The following is a 21172-nucleotide window of genomic DNA, read 5'->3' as shown; positions in this document are numbered from 1 at the left end:
GTAGTCATGTCAATAAGAAACCTAGAGGTTTATCCCAGTGAAGTCTGTGTGCATGAACATGCCGGTTCGCAACAAAACAAAGCAATGAACGCCTTGATGGTTGCCAGTTGGCTAAGGCCGAATGAGTCTCAGGTATTGGATTATGGGGTGCTGAAAAGTTTTCAGTTAAATCGGGATAGCGTTAAAACCTATTTTGACCATCATCAGCATTACGATGCCAGTAACCTTGCCAATTCACAATTGTTAAAGGTACGCGCTATCGGTCAATCGGTTTTGAAGGTGGAGTTGTTTGTTGCCGAAGAAGCGGCTTATCTGGAGCGGTTTTTATATGATGCCGAAAGTCTAGGCTGGTTAAGGTTGTACAGCAATTTTGACTCCCTAATGCAGATAGCGGCATTGGCGGAAACCAGCCAGCCAAGAGAGGCCGGTTCCACCATTCATTTAGTAAGAAGTTTGGGGGTCGGCTATAGTCTATTCAATGCGCGCGATCACTATGATGGCGTGTTTGAGTTTCCATTAGAGCTGGCTGTGGATTTGGAACCATTGAACGCTGAAAACGTTGCCAGTGCCGATGCTTGCCTATTGGCAAAGGGGGCCAGCAACGGCTATATCAAATTAAAGATGAAGCCTTTAATCTAGCAGTGTTCATTATTTGCAATTCCGTTTGATTATGCTCGGCCATAAAGTGGCAACTGCCTGGCAAACTGTGTATAATCCACCACCGAGTTAAATGCTCACCTAGTTAGACTCCAGCAGTCGTTACTAGTTGCGGGTATCGTATAGTGGTTATTACCTCGGCCTTCCAAGCCGATGACGGGGGTTCGATTCCGCCTACCCGCTCCATTATGGTAACTCTATTCGTCCCCTCGCGACGCTAAGTTGGGAACTCCGCCAGGTCCGGAAGGAAGCAACGGTACCTTCTGATGCGTGCGCCGAGGTAAGGCGGGTAGGGTTGCCTCCAATTTATTTGCTGTTTTCTATCTCTTTGCTTGATTGCCTTTAAGTGGTTCAACCGTTTATTGATGGGTTTATTTGAGTCCATAAAATCTTGTCTGAATTTGATTGAATAATTCTCTGTAAAACTCCAACAGTCATCGCAAAATTTAGGTAAACTATTTGCCATGAGTTATACCGTTCTTGCCCGCAAGTGGCGACCTAAAAATTTTGCAGAATTAGTGGGCCAAACCCATGTTATGCAGGCCTTGGCAAACGCACTGGATCAGCAGCGTTTACACCATGCTTACCTGTTTACCGGTACCCGTGGGGTGGGCAAAACCACCATCGCGAGAATTTTCGCCAAGGCGTTGAATTGTCAGCACGGTATTTCTTCAAACCCATGCGGTCAGTGCGAAACTTGTCGTTCGATTGACGAAGGCCGTTTTATTGACTTGATTGAAGTTGATGCGGCATCTAAAACCAAAGTCGATGATACCCGTGAGATTCTTGATAATGTCCAGTTCGCACCGACTCAGGGGCGCTACAAAGTCTACCTGATCGATGAAGTGCACATGCTCTCTAAAAGTAGTTTTAATGCTTTATTGAAAACCTTGGAAGAGCCACCTGAGCACGTTAAGTTTCTGTTAGCGACCACCGATCCGCATAAGTTGCCTATCACTGTATTATCGCGCTGCTTGCAGTTTAACCTGATGCGTTTGACGCAAACTCAGATCCAGACGCATTTAGCGAATATTCTGCAACAAGAAAACATTGTTTATGAAGACGCTGCCTTGGCATTGCTCGCCAAAAGTGGTGATGGTTCGGCACGAGACAGTTTGAGTTTGTTGGATCAGGCCATCGCCTATGGCGCAGGTCAGGTCATGTTTGATGCCGTGCAAACCATGTTAGGCTTGGTTGATCAGCAATTCAGCGTTGGTATTTTGCAAGCCTTGGCTAATGATGATAATGAAGCCATTAAGCAACTTATTCAGCAGTTGGCGACGATGGGGGTGGATTATCAAGCCTTGCTTTCACAATTAATTGAAAGTTTGCATGCCATTACCTACTGCCAAGTATTTGCTGAAGCCGAGACCACAACGGTCTTGCCAAAAGATATTATTATCGGTCTGGCCGAGCAGTTCAGCGCGGAAAAGGTACAGATACTTTACCAAATCGCCTTATTGGCAAAACAGGATATGGCACTGGCGCCGGATATTCGCATCGGTTTTGAGATGTCCTTGATGCGTATGCTTGCCTTCCAGCCGGTGCAAGCCTCTCAGGCGGTAGGCTCCACAATGCAAGCCAGCGGAGCACAAGCAGCTAATAGTGGTGCAACTTCATTGTCCTCCGGCGCTTCAGGTTTATCCTCAGCAACTGCAGATGATGGCGAACAGATGTTGGGTAATATGTCTGCAGAAGAGGCGATGGCTAACTTGGCCTCGGCGCGCTCTTTGGTAGGCAAAAGCGCTCAAAAAAAAACTCTAACGGATAGTCAAAACACGACTCTAGAGGCTGCCATTAAGCCGGAGGCTGTGCAGAATTCAAACCTTTCACAAGTGGCAGAGCAAAAGGTTCAATCAGCCGAAATCGTAGCCATGCAAGACAATGCTCTGGCTCCTCAGCAAACCTTTTGTCAACAGCAAGATGCCGTTACTGGAGCGGTAGAGTCGCGACAAAATCACTCTACTGATAACTCAGGCTCTTTTGCAGAAGCGCTTGAAGCAACTGCTGTCGAGATGTCGGTTGAGCAAAATACTGCTGTTCAGGCATCTGCCGAACAACCTGTTGTTGAAGAGCAAGCAGCAGCTTCCATGCATAGTGATCATTTGTCGATGATTCGCCAGCGCCTCAAGCAGAGCTCTTTATCACAGCAGGCAGACAGCGGTATTGCTGCTGAGGTGACGGCATCGCAACCAGTAAATCCAGCCGAACAATTAAATCAGGCTAAGGCTCCGTTTAATGATTCTCCTGTTGTGGAGGAAGTTTATTCCGAGCCAATGGCTGTCAATCAGCAGCTCGTTGCCGAGCAAAAGTCACCATATCTGCAGTCTAATCCTCAAATTGACGCGCAGGTTGATGAGTATGTTGATGATCATAATTCCGAGCCGGCATCCTTTATGGACGGTTATGCGCAGTTGCCTTTTAGTGACAATGCAGCGGGGCCGGCGCAACCAAACCAAACCGGGCAGGCAGAAAGTATGAGCGCAAACCCGGCGGCGGATATTCCACCATGGTTGGAGTCTGGGCATGGTGTTGCAGAACCGATCCAGGAGAGCCCGGTTTCCCCAGTGACACAGTCTGAATCTATCTCACCAAATATGGTTGCAGAGGCGGCTCAAAATAGCCAAATTAAGCCGATAGAGGAGTCTGCTTCCAAGCCGGCGGCGCCAATCATGACGGGTGATAAATTGCAGGATTGGTTGCAGTTGATTGAACATCTGCAAATTAATGGTATGGCAGCAGAAATCGCACGAAACAGTGTTTTGGTTGCGATTGATCAGCAATCCATGCAAATCAGTATTGATCCGCAACAACAATACGCAATGGCTGACGCGCCGCTGCAGCAAATTGAGCAGGCGGCACAACAGGCATTCGGTAAAGGGTTCAAATTACAGTTGGTGGACGCCAATGAACACTTTACCCCGGCTAAATACGCGCAGCAGCAGGCGCAAAACCTGCAATCTCAAGCAGAGCAGTCCATTTCAAGTGATCCGATTGTTCAGCAGCTTAAACAAGCGCTGAATTTAGAGGTGATCAACGGTTCGATTAAGCCTGTTTAAACCTAATTTAAACCCATTTAGGTCATTCTAAGTGGCTGATGATTTATAATATCTGGCACGACTAAATAGGTTGCACTGATAGCAACTCATTATTAAATAAGCATTTATAAAGGGAATAGTTTTATGTTTGGTGGAAAAGGCGGACTAGGCAATTTAATGAAGCAAGCGCAAGAGATGCAGAAGAACATGCAGGCTGCGCAAGAAGAAATTGCCAATATGGAAGTCAATGGTGAAGCCGGCGGCGGATTGATCAAAGTGGTTATGACCGGTAAGCACGAACTGGTAAAGGTCGAGATTGATGACTCTTTAATGGATGATAAAGAGATGCTGGAAGACCTGTTTGCCGCAGCCGTAAATAGTGCGGCTCGTCGTGTTGAAGAGGTGACCCAAGAAAAAATGGGTGGTTTGACTGCAGGTATGGATATGCCTCCTGGCATGAAAATGCCGTTTTAATATAGGGTTTGTCTGTTGCAAAGTCCGTTAATCGAATCTTTGATAGAAGCCTTCCGTGTATTGCCTGGAGTTGGGCCAAAATCTGCCCAGCGCATGGCCTATCATTTATTGCAGCGCAATAAATCCGGAGGCGCCAAGTTAGCCTCGGTGTTGTCGGATGCAATCGAGAAAATCGGTCACTGTTCGTTATGCCGTACTTTGACCGAAGAGCCGACCTGCCATATCTGTGCTTCTGAGCGGCGCGCGATTGGCGAATTATGTATCGTCGAGTCTCCGTCAGATGTCCAGGTCATTGAGCAATCGGGTATTTTTGCCGGACAGTATTTTGTGTTGATGGGCCATTTATCGCCGATTGACGGTATTGGCCCGCAGCAGATCGGTTTGGATCTGCTTGAGCTAAGGCTGCAACAAGGTGATATTAAAGAGTTGATTGTTGCTATGAATGCGAGTGTTGAATCTGAAGCGACGGCGCACTATATTCAGCAATTGGCGGCACAAAACTCGGTAGTCGTCTCACGTTTGGCTCAGGGGATTCCCATGGGGGGAGAGCTCGAGTATCTCGATAGTGGAACCTTGTCGCAAGCCTTTTTGGCGCGTAAACAGCTTATCGATTAGCATACACACAATAAAAAAAGCCAGCATAAGCTGGCTTTTTTATTGGTGCGTGGCTACGAAACCTTTAATGAGATTTTGCCATGAGGAATTCCAGTAGCGCTTTTTGGGCATGTAAACGATTTTCTGCTTCATCCCAAACGACGGCATCCGGTGCATCAATCACATCGCTGGTGACTTCTTCACCGCGGTGTGCCGGTAGGCAGTGCATGAATAAGGCGTCGTCCGCCGCTTGTTGCATGACCGCTTTGTTGACTTGGTAGCCGGACATATCGCGGTGACGCTGTTTTTGCTCTTCTTCCTGTCCCATGCTTGCCCAAACATCGGTAACGATGAGGTGAGAATCGGTTGCGGCTTCCATTACATCGCGTACGATTTCAACGCTATCGGCATATTTTTCCATCAGTTCCGGCATTGGGTCGTAACCTTCCGGGCAGGCTACTCGAAGTTTAAAGCCGTATTGAGCCGCGGCATTGATATAAGAGTGGCACATATTGTTACCATCACCGACCCAAGTCACGGTCTTGCCGCGAATATCCCCGCGGTGTTCATAGAATGTCTGCATGTCCGCCAATAGCTGGCATGGATGGTAATCATCGGTTAGGGCGTTGATTACCGGCACATTAGAGTATTGGGCAAAGGTTTCGACTATATCATGACCGAAGGTGCGGATCATGATGCCGTCCACCATGCTGGAGATAACGCGTGCGCTGTCTTCAATGGGTTCACCACGTCCTAGCTGGGTGTGTTCTGAAGACAGGAACATCGCGTGACCACCGAGTTGTGTCATCCCGGTTTCGAAGGAGATACGGGTGCGAGTGGACTGCTTCTCAAAAATCATGGCAAGTGTCTGGTTTTTGAGAGGTTCATAAATTTCACCTGACTTTTGCATGTTTTTTAACTCGATACCACGCTTTAGAACCTGCATTAGTTCTGCTGAGCTTAAATCATGTAGGGTTAAAAAATGTCTAACGGTCATAGTTAATAGTCTTTTAGTTAGGGATAACGAAATACGTTATTCGTTTAAAAATTCTTTAATGAGCTGGCTTAAAGTCGATACCAAATGTTTGCTCTGTTCATCAGACATGACAAATGTCGGCAATAAACGCACAGTGTCACCGCGGGTGACATTGATCAGTAAACCTTTCTCAAGTGCTCGAGTCACCAGTTCACCACATGGTTTATTAAGCTGGATTCCGATCATATAGCCTTTACCACGAATATCGACAATGCCGGTTTGGCCGCTTAATTCAGCTGTAAAAGCTGCAAGTAAATCGGCGCCTTTTCTAACCACCGATTTAATGTGGTTGTGGACCTGCATGGTGTTTAATACCGCAAGGCCAGCGGCACACGCCAATGGGTTGCCACCAAAAGTGGTGCCGTGGTTACCGGGAACCAAGGTCTGTGCAGCCTGACTTGTCGCCATGCAAGCACCAATCGGCATACCATTACCCAGTGCTTTAGCCAAGGTGACAACATCGGGTTTAATGTCTTCATGTTGGAAAGCGAACCAAGCCCCGGTTCTGCCGATACCGGTTTGGATTTCATCCAGCATTAACAGCCAGCCGTTGGTATCGCAGATCTCACGCAGTGCTTTCAGGTAGCCTGGCTTTGGTACATGTACACCACCTTCACCCTGAACCGGTTCCACCAAGATGGCGACGATATTCTGGTTAGCACTATGCGCTTTAACGGCGTCGACATCATCAAAAGGTACACGGATAAAACCTTCCATAAGTGGAGTGAATCCGGCATGTACCTTATCGTTTCCGGTTGCCGATAAAGTCGCATAGGTACGACCGTGAAAGCTGTTGTTCATAACAATAACGGCAGGGTTTTCAATGCCGTTATCATTGGCATGCTTACGGGCAATTTTCAGTGCAGTCTCGTTGGCCTCGGCACCCGAGTTACAGAAAAACACGCGATCCATGCCGGACAGTTCAATCAATTTATCAGCCAGTTTCTGTTGATTGCCAATCTGATATAGATTTGAGGTATGAATCAATTTGTGGCTTTGCTCGCAAATGGCGTCACTGACTGCTGGGTGAGCGTGGCCAAGGCTGCATACCGCAATACCACTGATGGCATCCAAATAGGTTTTGCCATCGCTATCGATTAAAGTTGCTCCGTTACCTTTTTCAAAACTCACCGGTAAACGGGCATAAGTGTTCATTAAATGATCTGACATTAGTGTTTTTCTACCTAAAAAGCTAAATACTGAAATACAAAGTTGTTTTCAAAGCCTAGAAAGTCTATTTGAGCGCTGGACAGTCTTGCCGCTTTGGCCCTTGAAACAAAAAAGCAACCCGAGTAGCTTCAGTGGAAAGGTACATCGTTGTACTTTTAGAAGCTCACTGCAAGGTTGCTTTTTTGATGTGGCTCGCGTCGATTTCGACACGAACCAGCAAAATCAAAAGAATGATTTTATCCAAAATGGTGAATAATTCAAGTTTTTGCGGCAGCTAAAAACATTAAATGGCTGTTTTCACGGCACAAATTAGGCTTTTTTTGTCGAAAAAAACCAATCTTTCCATTCAGATTTACTTAAATTAGGCTAAAATACACGGCTTATTTATTAATTTTAATCAACGCTTTTTGGGTGGGGAAAATCGATGCAAACAATGGCTGATAGAGATGGGCTGATCTGGTTAGATGGTGAAATGGTTCCGTGGCGTGATGCAAAGGTACATGTGTTAACACATACATTGCATTACGGTATGGGAGTGTTTGAAGGTGTCCGCGCCTATGATGCCGAGCAGGGCACATCGATTTTCCGTTTGGATGCTCATACAGACCGTTTGATTAACTCCGCCAAAATCATGAATATGCCAATGCCGTTTGATAAGGCAACGTTGGATGAAGCGCAGTGTGCCGCCGTTCGTGAAAACAATCTAAAATCTGCCTATATTCGTCCAATGGCTTTTTATGGTTCAGAAGGTATGGGTTTACGTGCTGACAACCTAAAGGTTCATGTCATGGTTGCGGCATGGGAATGGGGCGCTTACATGGGTGAAGAGAACTTGACTCGTGGGATCAAGATTGCGACGTCTTCTTATACTCGTCACCACGTAAACGTTACCATGACCAAAGCCAAGTCAAATGGTCAGTACATGAACTCGATGCTGGCGCTGCAAGAAGCGGTAAGCCACGGTTGTGATGAGGCCTTGTTGCTTGATGTGGATGGTTATGTTGCCGAAGGTTCCGGCGAGAACTTCTTTATGGTTAAAGATGGCGTGTTGTATACCCCGGAACTGACCTGTTGTTTAGATGGTATTACGCGTAAAACGATTATGAAGTTGGCACGTGATATGGGCATTGAGGTTAAAGAAAAACGTATCACCCGTGATGAGGTTTACATCGCCGATGAAGCGTTCTTTACCGGTACTGCGGCAGAGGTAACGCCGATTCGTGAATTGGATAATCGTCCGATCGGTCAAGGTTCACGTGGGCCAATCACAGAGAAGTTGCAGTCGCTGTATTTTGATATTGTCCACGGCCGCTCTGCGGAGCATATGGAGTGGCTGACTACGGTTGCTAAGTAAGGATTAAACAAAGGAAGATTTATGTCGAACAATTCAACCAATGCCAAATCCCATTATGAAGTGACTTATGATGATTTGCCGCTTCACTGTCCTACTCCGGATATGAGTAAGTGGAACTCTCATCCTAGAGTGTTCTTGCCAATTGAGGCAACCGGTAAAGCCAAGTGCCCATACTGCGGTGCAGAATATGTCTTGAAGGATTTTGATCCGCATCGTTCCGGTCACTAAGTGAAAACCAATAAAAAAGCCGCTTTAAAGCGGCTTTTTTATTGTCTTGTCTTTATGATTTGATTTTCTTTTTTTATCTGTCCCAGCGATTATGTACCCATAGGTATTGCGCTGGATTCGCTCTGATAGCCTGTTCATAGATATGGTGAAGTTTTAGCGTATCTTCGTAATCATCCCCGCTGGGAAAGTTTTCGACCGGTTCTTCAAAACGTACCACATAGTGACCGTTATCCAGGCGCGTTAAAAAAGTGGGTAATACAATGCAGCCGGTTAATTGTGCCAGTTTGGAGGTGGCAGGGTTGCTCGGCGCGTTTTCGCCAAAGAAGGGCACATCAATACGGCCTTTGGCGCGAAACCGTTGATCAGGTAAAAAGCCAAGGTTTTCACCGGACTTCAGCGTTTTAATCATGGCGCGGGTATTGAATTTGGACAATGGTGTCATGTTGTCCAAAGTACGTCCTTTGGCGATTAAGTAATCCATTAAGAGGTTGTCGTGTGGACGGTAAACCGGTTTCAGACTGGTTTTAAATGATAGAAACAGTCCAATAATATCCGTGGTGGTAAAGTGCGGTACCAGAATAATCACGCCTTTTTTACTGGCTTCAGCTTGGCGCAGAACCTCGATATTCTCATAACTTACGAGACTTTTTTCAAAAGGATTGTCTTTATTGCGGCGATGATCACCCCACCAGACCAGCATCGATTCAAATAGGCTGATACCTAAAGATTCGAAATGTTTTTGGGTTAGGTCATGAATCGATGATTCATCAAGTTCGGGAAAAGCGTGGCGAATATTGTTTTTGGCGGTTTCTCGACGCGATTTTGATAAATTCATAAAAAGTCGGCCGATTTTTTTACCCAGCCAAAGCTTGGCTGTCCAGGGTAGACAGTGCAAAAGGCGCAAAAAGCCGACCATTAACCAGATGCCCCAGTATTTGGGGTGTAAAAAGCCATAACTGAATTCAGAAACTTTGGCTTTATTATGCATTTAACATTCCTTTTTTCTGTAAACGTGCATATTCGTTATCAAGCTGCATCAGCTGTTGGTGAGAGCCCTGTTCAACTAATCTGCCCTTGTCCAGTACGATAATGTTGTCGGCGCTCTCCACTGTGGAGAGACGATGGGCAATAATCAAAACCGTACGGTTTTTGCGTAACTCCTCCAGGGCTTGCTGAACTTGCGCCTCGCTTTGGTTATCGAGTGCGGATGTCGCTTCATCTAAGATTAGGATAGGTGCGTTTTTCAAGAAAGCGCGGGCAATGGCGATACGTTGGCGCTGACCACCTGAGAGTTTTGATCCGTTGTCGCCGATCTGGGTATCTAGTCCATCAGGTAGTTTTTCAATGAATTCCCAAGCGTGAGCGGATTTTGCCGCAGCAATAATGGCTTGTTCATCAAACCCATTATGGCCGTATGCAATATTGGCGCGAATGCTGTCATTGAATAGTACGACATCTTGGCTGACAAACGCGATCTGTTCGCGCAGGTCTTTAAGCTTGATATCTTTAATATCGATACCATCAAGCAAGATGCTACCGGACTGAATATTGTAAAAACGTGAAATCAGATTGGCGATGGTAGTCTTGCCGCTACCGGATTCACCCACCAAAGCCGTGGTGGTGCCGGCATTTAAGTTAAAGCTTAGGTCGGTCAATAGGTTGTGTTCGCTGCTGCTGTATTTGAAACCGACCTTGTCGAAAACGATTCCGCCGCTGGCTATGTTCATGGATTGCTTACCTGCATCCTGCTCTTCTGGTTGATCAAGCAATTCAAAAATACTTTCTGCGGCAGCCATCCCTTTTTGAATAGTTTCATTGATATTGGTCAGCCGGCGAATCGGCTCGAAAATCATTGCGGCGGCGACTATAAAGGCGATTAGCTCTCCGGGTGTAAACAGGTCTTCCGCCGACATTAGTGATACCGCATAGATGACTGATGACATGGCAACAGCCGCGATAACTTGCACCAAAGGAACATTGAGCGCGGATACTTTGATAACTTCCATGGTGTGTTGACGCAGATTTTCAGTGATGTTCAAATGTTTGTTTTCTTCGTAACTTTCTGCGCCATAAATCTTGATGTCTTTATGCGCTGAGATGCTCTCTTCTAGACTGTGTGTGAGCTCTCCCATGCTGTTTTGCATATCGGAGCTGGAATTGCGCATCAATTTGCTGGCCCATTGAATAATCCATGCCACTACTGGTGCAATCAGCAGAATCATCAGAGTTAGCTGCCATGAGGTATAAAGTAAAAAGCCAAGTAGACCGAGAATAATTAAACTGTCACGAATCACCACTATCCAGGCCTCACTCAGTGTGTTGCCAAGTTGCAGCACGTCATAGGTCAGTTTCGACATTAATCTTCCAGAACTATAACGTTGAAATGTTTCTAACGGTAAGGCATTGAGTTTTTTAAACATTTGATAACGAATATCAAGAATGGCCTTGTGGGCGATCCATTGGCCGACGACTTTGCTGAAGTATTCACCGATACCTTTTCCGATAAATACCAAGGCCAGTAATAACGGCACCATAACGATGGCATCCATGTCTTTTTTGATCATACTGTCATCAATTAGTGGTTTGAGTAGCGCAGGCATTAGCGGCTCCATTGCGGCTGTCAAAATCAGTGCCAAAAGCAATAGGATGATCGCTTTCCAGTATGGTTTTACATAATGGAAAAGTCGAGGATATAGTTCTTTGATCGAATAGACCTTGGGTGATTCGTTCATTACTCTCTTCTTAAGATTTTATTGACTAGAAGATTGCCTAATCGGGAGGCTTTAAAGGTTTTGTCCACTTCTTCGGGGTTATAGTCGTTTTTAACCCAGTCCAGAAAGCTCACATCAGGATTATGCTGGTGATAGGTGTTCCAGGTGGCAATAAAGTGGTCCAAAACACCCGTTTCGGAACTTTTAAAGTGTCCATAGGAAGGCCTTAGTTGGCGGCTTTCATCAAGCGGGATCTCATTTTTATAAAGTTGATATAAGGCGCTACCGAGCCCGGCTCTGTCGGCGCCGGATTTGCAGTGCAGCAACAGAGGCGCTTCCGCTTCGTCAAAGGCTTTGAATAAGTTAATGATGCGTTCCTTGCTAGGGGCGTCACGCGAAGACAGAGGGGTGCTGATAAGTTTGACGCCAAGTTTTTTACAGGCTTCGAGTTCCAGCATGTATTGGCCAGTTTTGTTTTCACCTCGCAAATTGATAATGGTTTTTAAGCCGTGCTGCTGCTGCATGCGTTTGATAAAACGTGGTGACGGGTGAGCGCTACGAAAGGCTTGGTCGGAAATCTGGTGAAAATTGCGGTAGATGGCGCGTACGAATTCGTGATCAATCACCCAGAATTCAAAATAGGCTTTTATGCGCTGCCAAGGAGTTTTTATTTCAAACATAAGGTAAGTTTTATTCTGCTTTAATTGAATCGGTATTCTACCTTTTTTAGGTCAAATATGCTTATAAAGTGATAAAATCCAAGGCATATGATATCCGTCCAAGATAGAGAGGCATTGTTCATTCACCATGTCATCTGCTAATCGTTGGATAGGGGTAGTTAAGTAATAGGTTGACAAGAGATAGGTAGTAATGATTGTAGTAACGGGTGGTGCAGGTTTTATCGGCAGTAATATTGTCAAGGCTCTAAATAACATGGGGCGCAAAGATATTATTGTGGTTGATAATCTTAAAAACGGTAAAAAGTTTATCAATATCGCCGATTGCGATATCGCAGACTACCTTGATAAAGAGGATTTTCAGCAGCGTATCTTTGCTGAGCAGGGTTTACCTGAAATTGAAGCGATATTCCATCAAGGAGCTTGTTCTGCGACCACCGAATGGGACGGAAAATTCATGCTGGACAATAATTATGAGTACTCGAAAGATGTGCTGAATTATTGCCTGAACTGGAAAATCCCATTTTTCTATGCATCATCCGCTTCAGTTTACGGTGACGGCCCAACTTTTATCGAAGACCGCACTTATGAAAAACCGCTGAATGTTTATGGTTATTCGAAATTTCAGTTCGATCAGTATGTCCGTCAGATTTTACCTAAGGCGCAAAGCCAAATTGTCGGTTTCCGTTATTTCAATGTGTATGGACCTCGTGAACAGCATAAGGGCGATATGGCGAGTGTGGCTTTCAAACTGCATAACCAGATTCTGGCTGGCGAAAAGCTAAAGTTATTCGGTGCTTATGACGGCTATGGCGACGGCATGCAGACGCGAGACTTTGTCTATATCGAAGACGTGGTTAAGGTCAACTTGTGGTTTCTAGCCAATCCTGATAAATCCGGTATCTTTAATTTGGGGCCGGCTGCTGCCGAACCTTTCAAGCACATTGCTGAAGCGGTTATCGATTTTCACGGCAAGGGTGAAATTGAATATATTCCATTTCCAGAACACCTGAAAGGTGCATACCAAAGCTTCACCCAAGCAGATAACGGTGCTTTGAGAGCAGCCGGTTACCGTGATTCTTTCCATACCGTTGCCGAAGGTGTGCGTAAGTATTTACAATGGCTTACCGAAAACCCTCATGTACTGGATTTTAAAAACTAATTATGCGTGTCTTGCTGATTAAGATGTCCTCGATGGGGGATGTCTTTCACACTTTTCCTGCCTTATCCGATGCCCAAGCAGCTATTCCTGATTTGACGGTAGACTGGGTGGTAGAAAGGTCATTTATGGAAATTCCTTGTTGGCATCCTGTTGTTGATAAAGTCTACCCTATTGAATTGCGTAAATGGAGAACATCCCCATTCAGTAAGCAAACGCGAAGTGAAATTAAATCGTTTTTCGAAAGTATTAATGCGGAAAATTATGATTTAGTGCTGGATGCGCAAGGTTTATTGAAAAGCATTTGGGTGGCGAGAAAAATCAAAGCGCCTGTAGCGGGAATGGATTGGTTGTCGGTGCGAGAGCCATTGGCGTCACTGTTTTACCAGGAAAAAGTGAGCGTTGCAAAAGAGCAGCACGCCATTTGGCGTTTACGAGAGTTGTTTGCCAAGGCACTAGGTTATGAGATCACTCCAGCACAGCCGATTGTGTATGGTTTAGATACAGAAAATTGGCAAAAACCATCAGTTTTAGTGCAAAATTTTGCAGATAATCCGTATATGGTTTTTTTGCATGGCACGACTTGGACAACAAAATATTGGCCAGAGGAATATTGGATTAAATTGTTGCAACGAGTCAATCAGCAAGGTTTTAAAGTGGTTTTACCGTGGGGTAATGACGAGGAGTTTTATCGTGCTCAGCGTATTGCTGCAAATGCGGTAGAGCCAAAAGATGTTTGGGTGCCGGAGCAAATGTTAAGTCTCAATGATATGGCCAAAACACTTAAATTTTCTCAGTCTGTTGTCTCTGTGGATACAGGGCTTTCTCATGTGGCAGCAGCATTAGATGTGCCGATGACAGTGCTTTATCGAGTGACGGATCCTAAATTAATCGGTGCGGATGGACAAAATGTAACGCGACTGGTATCACCAGTTTCCTCGTTTTATGTGAAAAAGTTTGCTTCGCGTCAACAGGAGCAGGAATCTTTGCAAGGCTTGACGGTAGATGACGTACTTTCCAGCATGGCTGTCTGCTTAGGAAACGTATAATGAAAAACAATGTCATCTATATGCCTTCTACGCCGCTTAATGTGATGGTTAGCCTAGCACATGCTACAGCGCATAAAGAGCTACAAAATGCCTATCTGGTTTTAATTGATCAGAAAAATGTTGATAACAATCCCTACTATAACTGTTTAAAACAGAGTGAATTGTTCACCGAGGTACATATTTTGCCGGGAATGGCGCACGGTAAAGAAAAGCTCGCTGAGCGGTCACGAAATTTTCAACAAATCAAGCAATGGTGTGAGCGCTGGCGCCCAGCAGAAATCTTGGTAGGCAGTGACCGACGCGTGGAATTTCAATATGCGATGAGCGTTTCTCAGCAATGGGGGAGTACAGGGGCTTATTTGGACGATGGATTATATACCTACGCTGGAAAACCACGGGCTTGGTATAAAGATCCACTTAACAGTCTGATAAAAAAGATCGCCTATGGTTGGTGGTGGAAAGAACCTGTCACAGTCGGTGCATCATCATGGATACAGACCGCCTATGTTTTTCAACCGACGACAGTGGTTGATGAACTTAAACAGAAAGAATGCAGGAAATTGCAGCCCGAATGGTTTTTGTTACCTGATATCAAAGCAATGACATACTTGATTTTGGAACAGTTTGATTTTTCTGATAGCGCTATTGAAGATTTGTCTAAAATTGATCTGCTGCTGACCTTTCCGCACCCTAATGATATTGACCTGATGCAGGGTTATCGAAATAGGGTTGAACAGTTTCTTGAGCGGGCAAACGATAAAGGTTTAAATGTTGCTGTCAAATATCATCCGCGTATGGCTCAGGCCGATGAATGGTCTTTACAACAAAGATTCAATATAGCTGTGTTGCCGAGTAATTTGGCGTTTGAATTCTTATTGCCATTTTTAAAATCAAACATGATTGTTTTAGGCGATGTTGGTACGGTCGTAATGACCGCCAAATGGCTAAGACCTGATTTGCGAACAATGGCGGTGTTAAATGGTAATGACGCATATGCCAGTCAGTTTAGGCCGGTAATGAATAAATTAGGTATTTCGTTGATCGATTCTTTTCATGAAGCAATAGAGTTAGAAAGGTAAGAGAGTGTTTGAAGCTATTAAGACCATGAAACCAGTAGAAAGGCTATTTTCAGTCATGTCTTTATGCGCCGTTGTTCCGTTGTATTTTGAGGATACAAGGCAGGTACTGGGGCTGATTTTTATTGCTATCATGTCGTATCTGTTTTTTAGGAAGGATAAGCCCAAGACTTATAGTTTTCACCGCTATGAAAAATGGTGGCTTTGGAGTGCGGTGATTTATGCGGTCGTTTTTATTTTGAGTTTTCTATTGCGTCCACCTTATACAGATGATGGTTCATGGCGCATTGCGGCACCGATATTTATTCTCTTATTGTCTGTTTGGTATTTTTTGGCAATTCGATATGATGTTCAGGCGAAGTTAATAAAGTTTGTTGCTATAGCTTCAGTAGTTACTGCGACGGCCTTATTTGTGATAGAAGTTCTTGTGATTCATTGGCCGCTAGGCTATAGATTAGGGTTGGTATATTCAGACTTGGGAGCGACAGGCTTTATTGTGCCTATTACTGCTATCATGCTGGCGGTGCTTTGGCTATCTGATCGCAGCAATAAATACTTGTGGTTATTTATTGTAGGTTTTATTTTAGCTTCGCTAAGCGGTGGGCGGACTTCAATGAGTTTGGTTGTAATTCCTATTGTATTTGTTCTTTATTATGTATTGTTTTTCAGTTCGCTGTTTACGAAGCAACAGAAGACGATTTTATTGATGTTATCAATTATTTTTATTTCATTAGCGGCTTGGTTTGCTAAAGATAAGCTTGTTGAAACTGTTTCCGACTATCAAATAGCGCAACAAGGTGAGTTTTATAGCTCATTGGGATTACGCTATGCTATGAATGATATTGGGTTAAGTGTGTTTCAGAATAACTCTCTTGTGGGCGTCGGGCCGAGTGAATATAAGGAGAGTCTTAAGGCCGAGTCAGAGAACTCAAACTATTCCACTCAAGTTAAAGATTCTATACAAGGGTTTATGCAAATTCATAATCAATATCTGATGGATATGATATTGAGTGGTTGGTTTGGTTTATTGTCGGTGTTAGGTTTTATCTTTTTGCCCGCGGTTATTTTTTTATGTTTACTTAAACGTAATCAACAGAGTTTGGCCTTGAGGGCAGCTCTTGGTCTAAGCGTTGCGATAGGCTTTATTCAATTATTTGGCGCTAATTTCACTTATACATACACGACAATATTTTATGTAATGGCTATGGGGTCATTGATTAGTTTTTTGAGTAAAAAGCAAGAGAGTTTGCAGTGATTAATGTTGTTTGTTTAAAGTGGGGTACTAAATATTCTGTAGATTATGTGAATAGACTTTATGGCATGGTTAAACGTAATCTTAAAGAAGATTTTAAATTCTACTGCATGACAGAATGTGCAGAAGGGATTCGTTCCGAAGTAAATATTTTGCCTTTACCCGATTTAGGATTAAAAGGGTGGTGGTACAAACTGTATCTGTTTAATGAAAATTTTTATGGTTTGAGTGGCGATGTGCTTTTTTTAGATTTGGATGTCGTTATAACGGGAAGTTTGGATAACTTGGTTAACTATCAGCGCGATAAGTTTTGTATTTCACCAGATGAAAAGCCTGGCGATTACAATAGCTCTGTAATGCGTTTTAAGTTGGGAAGCCGTCCTTATGTTTGGCAATCTTTCTGGGGTCAGCGAGAAGCTATCGTTAATCAAATGCATGGTGACCAGGACTGGGTTCAGCATATTTGTTTGGATGCGGAAATTTTCCCTAAACCTTTTGTTGTGTCTTTTAAATATGATTGCCAATCGCGAGCCAAATTTGGCGGCGGCGGAGTGGGTCGTTGGTTAAGAAAAAAAGGGCTATTTAAGCCTAAGAAACAATCAGTTGTTCCGGATGGAACTTCAATTGTTCTTTTTCATGGTAAGCCGGATCCAGAGGATGTCATGGGTAGTAGTTATGATAAATATCGATATTCCCCTTGGGTTAAGGAATATTGGCAAATATGAATTTTTCAGTAACTCATATTGGCAAAGAGTTCTTTGAACCAAGGCATAGATTGTCTGTGGTTAAAGCCGTGCCGTTGGACAATATTCAGACAATACTTGTGATCGGCATTGATCAGCTTGGTGGTTTGATGATGAGCACCCCGTTTTTTCGTGAGCTGCGTAAAGCTTTTCCTAATGCCAAAATCATCAATCTTGTCGGACCTTTAACTTATGGGGTAATGCAAAATTGCCCTTATATCGATGAGGCCTGGAAGTTCGATAAAAAACAAAGTTGGGCATTAATCAAACAATTAAAAAGGCAGAGTTTTGATTTGGCATTTTTGCCTTCGGGCACCTTGCGCACAAGTTTAATGGCTTACTTGGCTAAAATTCCCCATAGAGTCGCTTATGACGATGATGGCAATGGTTTTCTATTGACTGTGCGCTTGCATCAAGAACTGCACTCACGTTATCGTGTTGAAAATCTTTTCGATATGCTTCGTGCGGTTGGTGTTACACCATCAGGCGTGTATGAAAGAGAAATTTGGTTATCACAATCGGATTTAGATTATGCAGATGGCTGGCTATCGCAAAAAGGATGGTCGGAGAAAACTATTCTGTCCTTTAATCCATTTTCGACTGATATTAAGCGACGTTGGACTGATGAAGGTTGGCAGTCATTGCTCCACATTGTGCAAAAAGACAATATTCAGCCAGTTATGCTGGTCGCACCAAATGAAGTTGATGTTGGTGAGGATTTGTTAAAAAAATGGGGCATTGTCGATGTTCCTGTTGAAAGCCATGCAGTGACCAAAACCGCGGCTATAGTGCAAAAAACGCACTATGTGATTGGTCCTGAGTCAGGTTTTGTGCATCTGGGATTGGCCGTTAATAAACCTCATGTCATCGCTTTTTATAATGTTCTTCCACCAGTATCAACATTTCCTGTTGATAATTCTTTTCATACAGCAATGATTAAAACTTCAGTCGCTTGCGCTCCTTGTTATTTGTATAAGTTCAAGGATGTTTGCCCTAATGGTGTTGAATGTATGAAGCAATTGACCGCTGATGAGGTGTATCAAGTGATTGCCAATTATGAAAGCCAGTCTGTTTAGGAATTAATGTCTCTATGTCATTAGTTACTGACGCATCGATATTTGAGCTTGAAGCACAGCAAGTTGTCTACCCCGAGAGTTCTTCAGAGTTCGTTGAGCTTGTGCGTAAATGTTTTAAAGCACAACAAAGGATTTCAATGCGCGCTGGAGGTACATCTTTAGGTGGACAGGCGATTGGTTCGGGTGTGGTGATTGATGTCTCTCAGCATTTGACCAATATTATTTCTTATCGTCCTAATGAGCAGGAAATTGATGTCGAACCGGGTGTCATTCAAGATGATTTAAATGATTTTGCTAAGGGTGATAATTTAAAGTTTGCTCCGGATACTTCTACCTCAAATCGTGCCATGATAGGAGGCATGATTGGTAATAACTCTTGCGGTTCTTATTCGTTTTATTATGGAACGACCCGAGAGCATGTGAAATCGGTTGAAGTGATTCTGGCCGATGGCTCTGAAACCACTTTTGGCCCCTTATCGGAAGCGATGCTGAGGGAAAAATTGGCGCATCAAGATTTCGAAGGCAATATCTATCGTACCGTATTTAACCTTTTGGAGCGCCACGGCAAAACCATTCTAGAAAACTATCCGCACCCATCCATAAAGCGTCGCAATACCGGCTATGCGTTGGATGAACTCTATCGTCATCACCAACCGTTTAATCCTCAAGGAAAGCCGTTCAATCTCGCGCCATTGATTTGTGGTAGTGAAGGTACGCTTGCGGTCATTAAGCTGGCAACGCTCAAATTAGTCGAGCGACCCAAGCAACAACAATTGATTTGCGCGCATTTCGATTCTATCGAAACGGCGATGAGGCAGGTTCCTCGTTTATTGGATTTTGAGCCTGCAGCGATTGAGCTAATTGATAAGGCCACTTTGGAGGGCACCAAAAACAATCTGCAACAGCAGAAAAATCGTTTTTGGATCAATGAAGATCCGGCTGCGGTGCTGGTAATTGAGCTATTTGATGAGAGTCGCGAGTTACTCGCCCAGCGCTTAAAGTCTATTCAGCAATGGCTATTGGAACAAGAGGCTTATGCGGCACCGATTATTGATCCAGAAGATGCGGGTAAGGTCTGGCAGGTTCGCAAGGCCGGTTTAGGCCTGCTAATGGGCAAGGTGACTCGTAAAAAAGCGGTTGCCGTGATTGAAGATGCGGCTGTGCCGGTACATTCGATGTATGACTATTTCAAAGATATTCAGGCTCTAATGGCAGAGTTGAAGGTCAACTGTGTCTACTATGGCCATGCTTCGGTTGGATTAATACATATTCGCCCAGAGTTGGATTTGGCGACAACCGAAGGTCGACAGTTGATGCAGACCATTGCCGAGCGCAATTCCAAGCTGGTGAAAAAATATCGTGGCGCCTTATCCGGTGAGCATGGTGATGGACGCATTCGTGCCCCGTTTCTCAAAGAACAGGTTGGTGAGCAGGTTTATGCTTGGTTGAAAGAATTGAAGTATGCTTTTGACCCGCATAACCTTTTAAATCCGGGCGTTATTATTGGTGATATGCCGATTACGCAAAACTTGCGTGCCGATCGTCAGCCGATTAAGCAATTGAATACGGGGTTTGACTGGCAGGCCGATATCTCTTTGATGGATGCGGTAGAAAAATGTAACGGTGCCGCCGCCTGTCGAAAATCGGCAGGGCGAGGTGTGATGTGTCCGTCTTATCAGGCTACGCGTGAAGAAAATTATTCCACCCGAGGGCGTAGCAATCTATTGCGCTTTGCTTTAACCGAAGCCAATCCAGCAGCAGCCTTAAGTGGAGGTGAGCTGCAAGATGCTTTGGATATGTGTTTAGGCTGTAAGGCTTGTAAATCCGAGTGCCCGGCGAGTGTTGATATGGCCAGGCTGAAATCCGAGGTGTTATATCAAAACCATCAACGGCGTTGGCTGCCTCGTTTTAAAGATATTGCCTATCAAAATTATCATTATTGGTTGAGTTTTGGTCAAAAGCTGCCGTATGTATTTAACGGTTTGCAATCCTTGCCACTAGTTAAACGGTTAATAGGCGTTGCCAAACAACGCTCGTTGCCGCAAGCTTCGACTGAAAACCTCAAGCAGTGGTGGCAGGGGGTGGAAGCTTCCGCTTTTTTAGAACAAGATGTCATCCTTAACAAAAAAGTCTGGTTGCTTGTTGATGTTTATGCTCAGTTTCAAGAGCCTAAAGCGGCTAAAGCGACCTTGTTGTCGCTACTGAAGATGGGGTTTGATGTTAATCCTGTCTGGTTGTCAAAGTCCCCACGATTGCTTATCAGTCAAGGTTTGTTAAAACAGGCAAATCAGGCGCTGCTAGAAGTAATCAAGCAGTTTGATGGTTGGCAGGCAGATGATGAAATTATCGGTATTGAACCTTCAGAATTATTAGTTTGGCGAGATGAAGCAAAAGCGTTATTGAATAGTGAAAGGTTGCCGTCTCAACAGTTAGAGCCAGAACTCGCGCGGGCTTTATTTGCGACCAAAAGTTTTGAAGAGTTAGCGCTAGTGTATCAAGACGATATCGCTTGGCCATCATTGACAAAAAAAGTTTGGTTGCATGTGCATTGTCACCAGAAGTCTTTGGCAAGTCCTTTGGACAGTAAAAAAGCGTTGCAATTACTAAATGGTTGCCAGGTAGAGATGATCCCGTCCGGCTGTTGTGGTATGTCCGGCGATTTTGGCTATAAACATTATGATGTATCGGTCAAAATTGCCGAACAATCGTTATTACCGAGCTTAAGGCAAAGTAAAGCTGAGGATTTGATTGTCGCGACTGGCACCAGTTGTCGCCATCAGATTAAAGACCTAGGTGGTTATCAAGGTTTGCATATGGCGCAAGTCTTTGCCCAAGCGTGGCAGCTTGAGGTTTAATCTCTCAATTCGGTATGGCTGAT

The 21172-nt window shown here is 44.4% G+C and carries 18 protein-coding genes, 1 tRNA gene and 1 other RNA gene; 15 read left to right on the top strand and 5 right to left on the bottom strand.

Going from position 1 to position 21172, the window contains the following annotated elements:
• Positions 1–6: 6 nt before the first annotated feature.
• From FE785_RS08785 to recR, 6 genes are all read left to right on the top strand, one after another.
• Positions 7–639 (top strand): hypothetical protein, encoded by a 633-nt coding sequence (locus tag FE785_RS08785; RefSeq protein ID WP_138565390.1) that lies wholly within the window; start codon positions 7–9, stop codon positions 637–639.
• A 129-nt stretch (positions 640–768) separates the two neighbouring features.
• A tRNA-Gly gene (locus tag FE785_RS08780) sits at positions 769–843 on the top strand.
• 12 nt (positions 844–855) lie between these two features.
• Positions 856–952, top strand: an RNA gene (gene ffs, locus FE785_RS08775) — signal recognition particle sRNA small type.
• Between the two features lie 169 nt (positions 953–1121).
• Positions 1122–3716, top strand: a complete 2595-nt coding sequence (gene dnaX / locus FE785_RS08770) for a DNA polymerase III subunit gamma/tau (RefSeq protein WP_138565389.1) — start codon at positions 1122–1124, stop codon at positions 3714–3716.
• 123 nt (positions 3717–3839) lie between these two features.
• A complete protein-coding gene (locus FE785_RS08765) occupies positions 3840–4169 on the top strand; it encodes a YbaB/EbfC family nucleoid-associated protein (RefSeq protein WP_138565388.1) in 330 nt (109 codons plus the stop codon).
• 15 nt (positions 4170–4184) lie between these two features.
• Entirely contained in the window at positions 4185–4784 is a 600-nt protein-coding gene (gene recR / locus FE785_RS08760) for a recombination mediator RecR (protein ID WP_202978296.1), read from the top strand.
• 64 nt (positions 4785–4848) lie between these two features.
• Here recR and argF read toward each other — a convergent pair whose 3' ends face one another.
• Together argF and FE785_RS08750 are read right to left on the bottom strand one after the other, a co-directional pair.
• Positions 4849–5760, bottom strand: a complete 912-nt coding sequence (gene argF / locus FE785_RS08755) for an ornithine carbamoyltransferase (protein ID WP_138565386.1) — start codon at positions 5758–5760, stop codon at positions 4849–4851.
• A gap of 36 nt (positions 5761–5796) precedes the next feature.
• Positions 5797–6969: an aspartate aminotransferase family protein gene (locus FE785_RS08750; RefSeq protein WP_138565385.1), complete on the bottom strand. Its 1173-nt coding sequence runs from the start codon at positions 6967–6969 to the stop codon at positions 5797–5799.
• Between the two features lie 424 nt (positions 6970–7393).
• Here FE785_RS08750 and FE785_RS08745 point away from each other — a divergent pair, with 424 nt between their 5' ends.
• Entirely contained in the window at positions 7394–8323 is a 930-nt protein-coding gene (locus tag FE785_RS08745; RefSeq protein WP_138565384.1) for a branched-chain amino acid transaminase, read from the top strand.
• A 21-nt stretch (positions 8324–8344) separates the two neighbouring features.
• Positions 8345–8551, top strand: coding sequence for a zinc-finger domain-containing protein (locus FE785_RS08740; RefSeq protein ID WP_138565383.1), 207 nt, complete (start codon positions 8345–8347; stop codon positions 8549–8551).
• Positions 8552–8624: 73 nt separating this feature from the next.
• Here FE785_RS08740 and FE785_RS08735 read toward each other — a convergent pair whose 3' ends face one another.
• The 3 genes from FE785_RS08735 to FE785_RS08725 are packed head-to-tail and all read right to left on the bottom strand — an operon-like array spanning position 8625 to position 11942.
• Positions 8625–9539: a lysophospholipid acyltransferase family protein gene (locus FE785_RS08735; RefSeq protein WP_138565382.1), complete on the bottom strand. Its 915-nt coding sequence runs from the start codon at positions 9537–9539 to the stop codon at positions 8625–8627.
• Positions 9532–11283 (bottom strand): lipid A export permease/ATP-binding protein MsbA, encoded by a 1752-nt coding sequence (gene msbA / locus FE785_RS08730; protein ID WP_138565381.1) that lies wholly within the window; start codon positions 11281–11283, stop codon positions 9532–9534. Before msbA ends, FE785_RS08735 begins: the two co-directional genes overlap by 8 nt.
• Positions 11283–11942 carry a fused DSP-PTPase phosphatase/NAD kinase-like protein gene (locus FE785_RS08725; RefSeq protein WP_138565380.1) on the bottom strand — a complete coding sequence of 220 codons (660 nt, stop codon included), beginning with the start codon at positions 11940–11942 and terminating at the stop codon, positions 11283–11285. The genes msbA and FE785_RS08725 overlap by 1 nt, the downstream gene beginning before the upstream one ends.
• A 190-nt stretch (positions 11943–12132) precedes the next feature.
• Between FE785_RS08725 and rfaD the strand changes: the two genes are divergently transcribed.
• From rfaD to FE785_RS08690, 7 genes are read left to right on the top strand one after another with little or no spacing between them, the layout of a single operon-like run.
• Positions 12133–13101 carry an ADP-glyceromanno-heptose 6-epimerase gene (gene rfaD / locus FE785_RS08720; RefSeq protein WP_138565379.1) on the top strand — a complete coding sequence of 323 codons (969 nt, stop codon included), beginning with the start codon at positions 12133–12135 and terminating at the stop codon, positions 13099–13101.
• 2 nt (positions 13102–13103) lie between these two features.
• Positions 13104–14147 carry a lipopolysaccharide heptosyltransferase I gene (waaC, locus tag FE785_RS08715; protein ID WP_138565378.1) on the top strand — a complete coding sequence of 348 codons (1044 nt, stop codon included), beginning with the start codon at positions 13104–13106 and terminating at the stop codon, positions 14145–14147.
• Positions 14147–15226: a polysialyltransferase family glycosyltransferase gene (locus FE785_RS08710; protein WP_138565377.1), complete on the top strand. Its 1080-nt coding sequence runs from the start codon at positions 14147–14149 to the stop codon at positions 15224–15226. The genes waaC and FE785_RS08710 overlap by 1 nt, the downstream gene beginning before the upstream one ends.
• A 4-nt stretch (positions 15227–15230) precedes the next feature.
• The gene (locus FE785_RS08705) at positions 15231–16478 is read left to right on the top strand and encodes an O-antigen ligase family protein (RefSeq protein WP_138565376.1); all 1248 of its coding nucleotides are present in this window, start codon (positions 15231–15233) and stop codon (positions 16476–16478) included.
• The gene (locus FE785_RS08700; protein ID WP_138565375.1) at positions 16475–17200 is read left to right on the top strand and encodes a glycosyltransferase; all 726 of its coding nucleotides are present in this window, start codon (positions 16475–16477) and stop codon (positions 17198–17200) included. Before FE785_RS08705 ends, FE785_RS08700 begins: the two co-directional genes overlap by 4 nt.
• On the top strand, positions 17197–18294 hold the full coding sequence (locus FE785_RS08695) for a glycosyltransferase family 9 protein (protein WP_138565374.1): 1098 nt from the start codon (positions 17197–17199) through the stop codon (positions 18292–18294). Before FE785_RS08700 ends, FE785_RS08695 begins: the two co-directional genes overlap by 4 nt.
• 14 nt (positions 18295–18308) lie before the next feature.
• Positions 18309–21149 (top strand): FAD-binding and (Fe-S)-binding domain-containing protein, encoded by a 2841-nt coding sequence (locus FE785_RS08690; protein WP_138565373.1) that lies wholly within the window; start codon positions 18309–18311, stop codon positions 21147–21149.
• The last annotated feature ends 23 nt before the right edge of the window (positions 21150–21172 follow it).

It is taken from the genome of Thiomicrorhabdus sediminis (assembly GCF_005885815.1).
In the GTDB taxonomy this organism is placed as follows: Bacteria; Pseudomonadota; Gammaproteobacteria; order Thiomicrospirales; family Thiomicrospiraceae; genus Thiomicrorhabdus; species Thiomicrorhabdus sediminis.
This window is presented reverse-complemented; position numbering and strand designations above follow the sequence as displayed.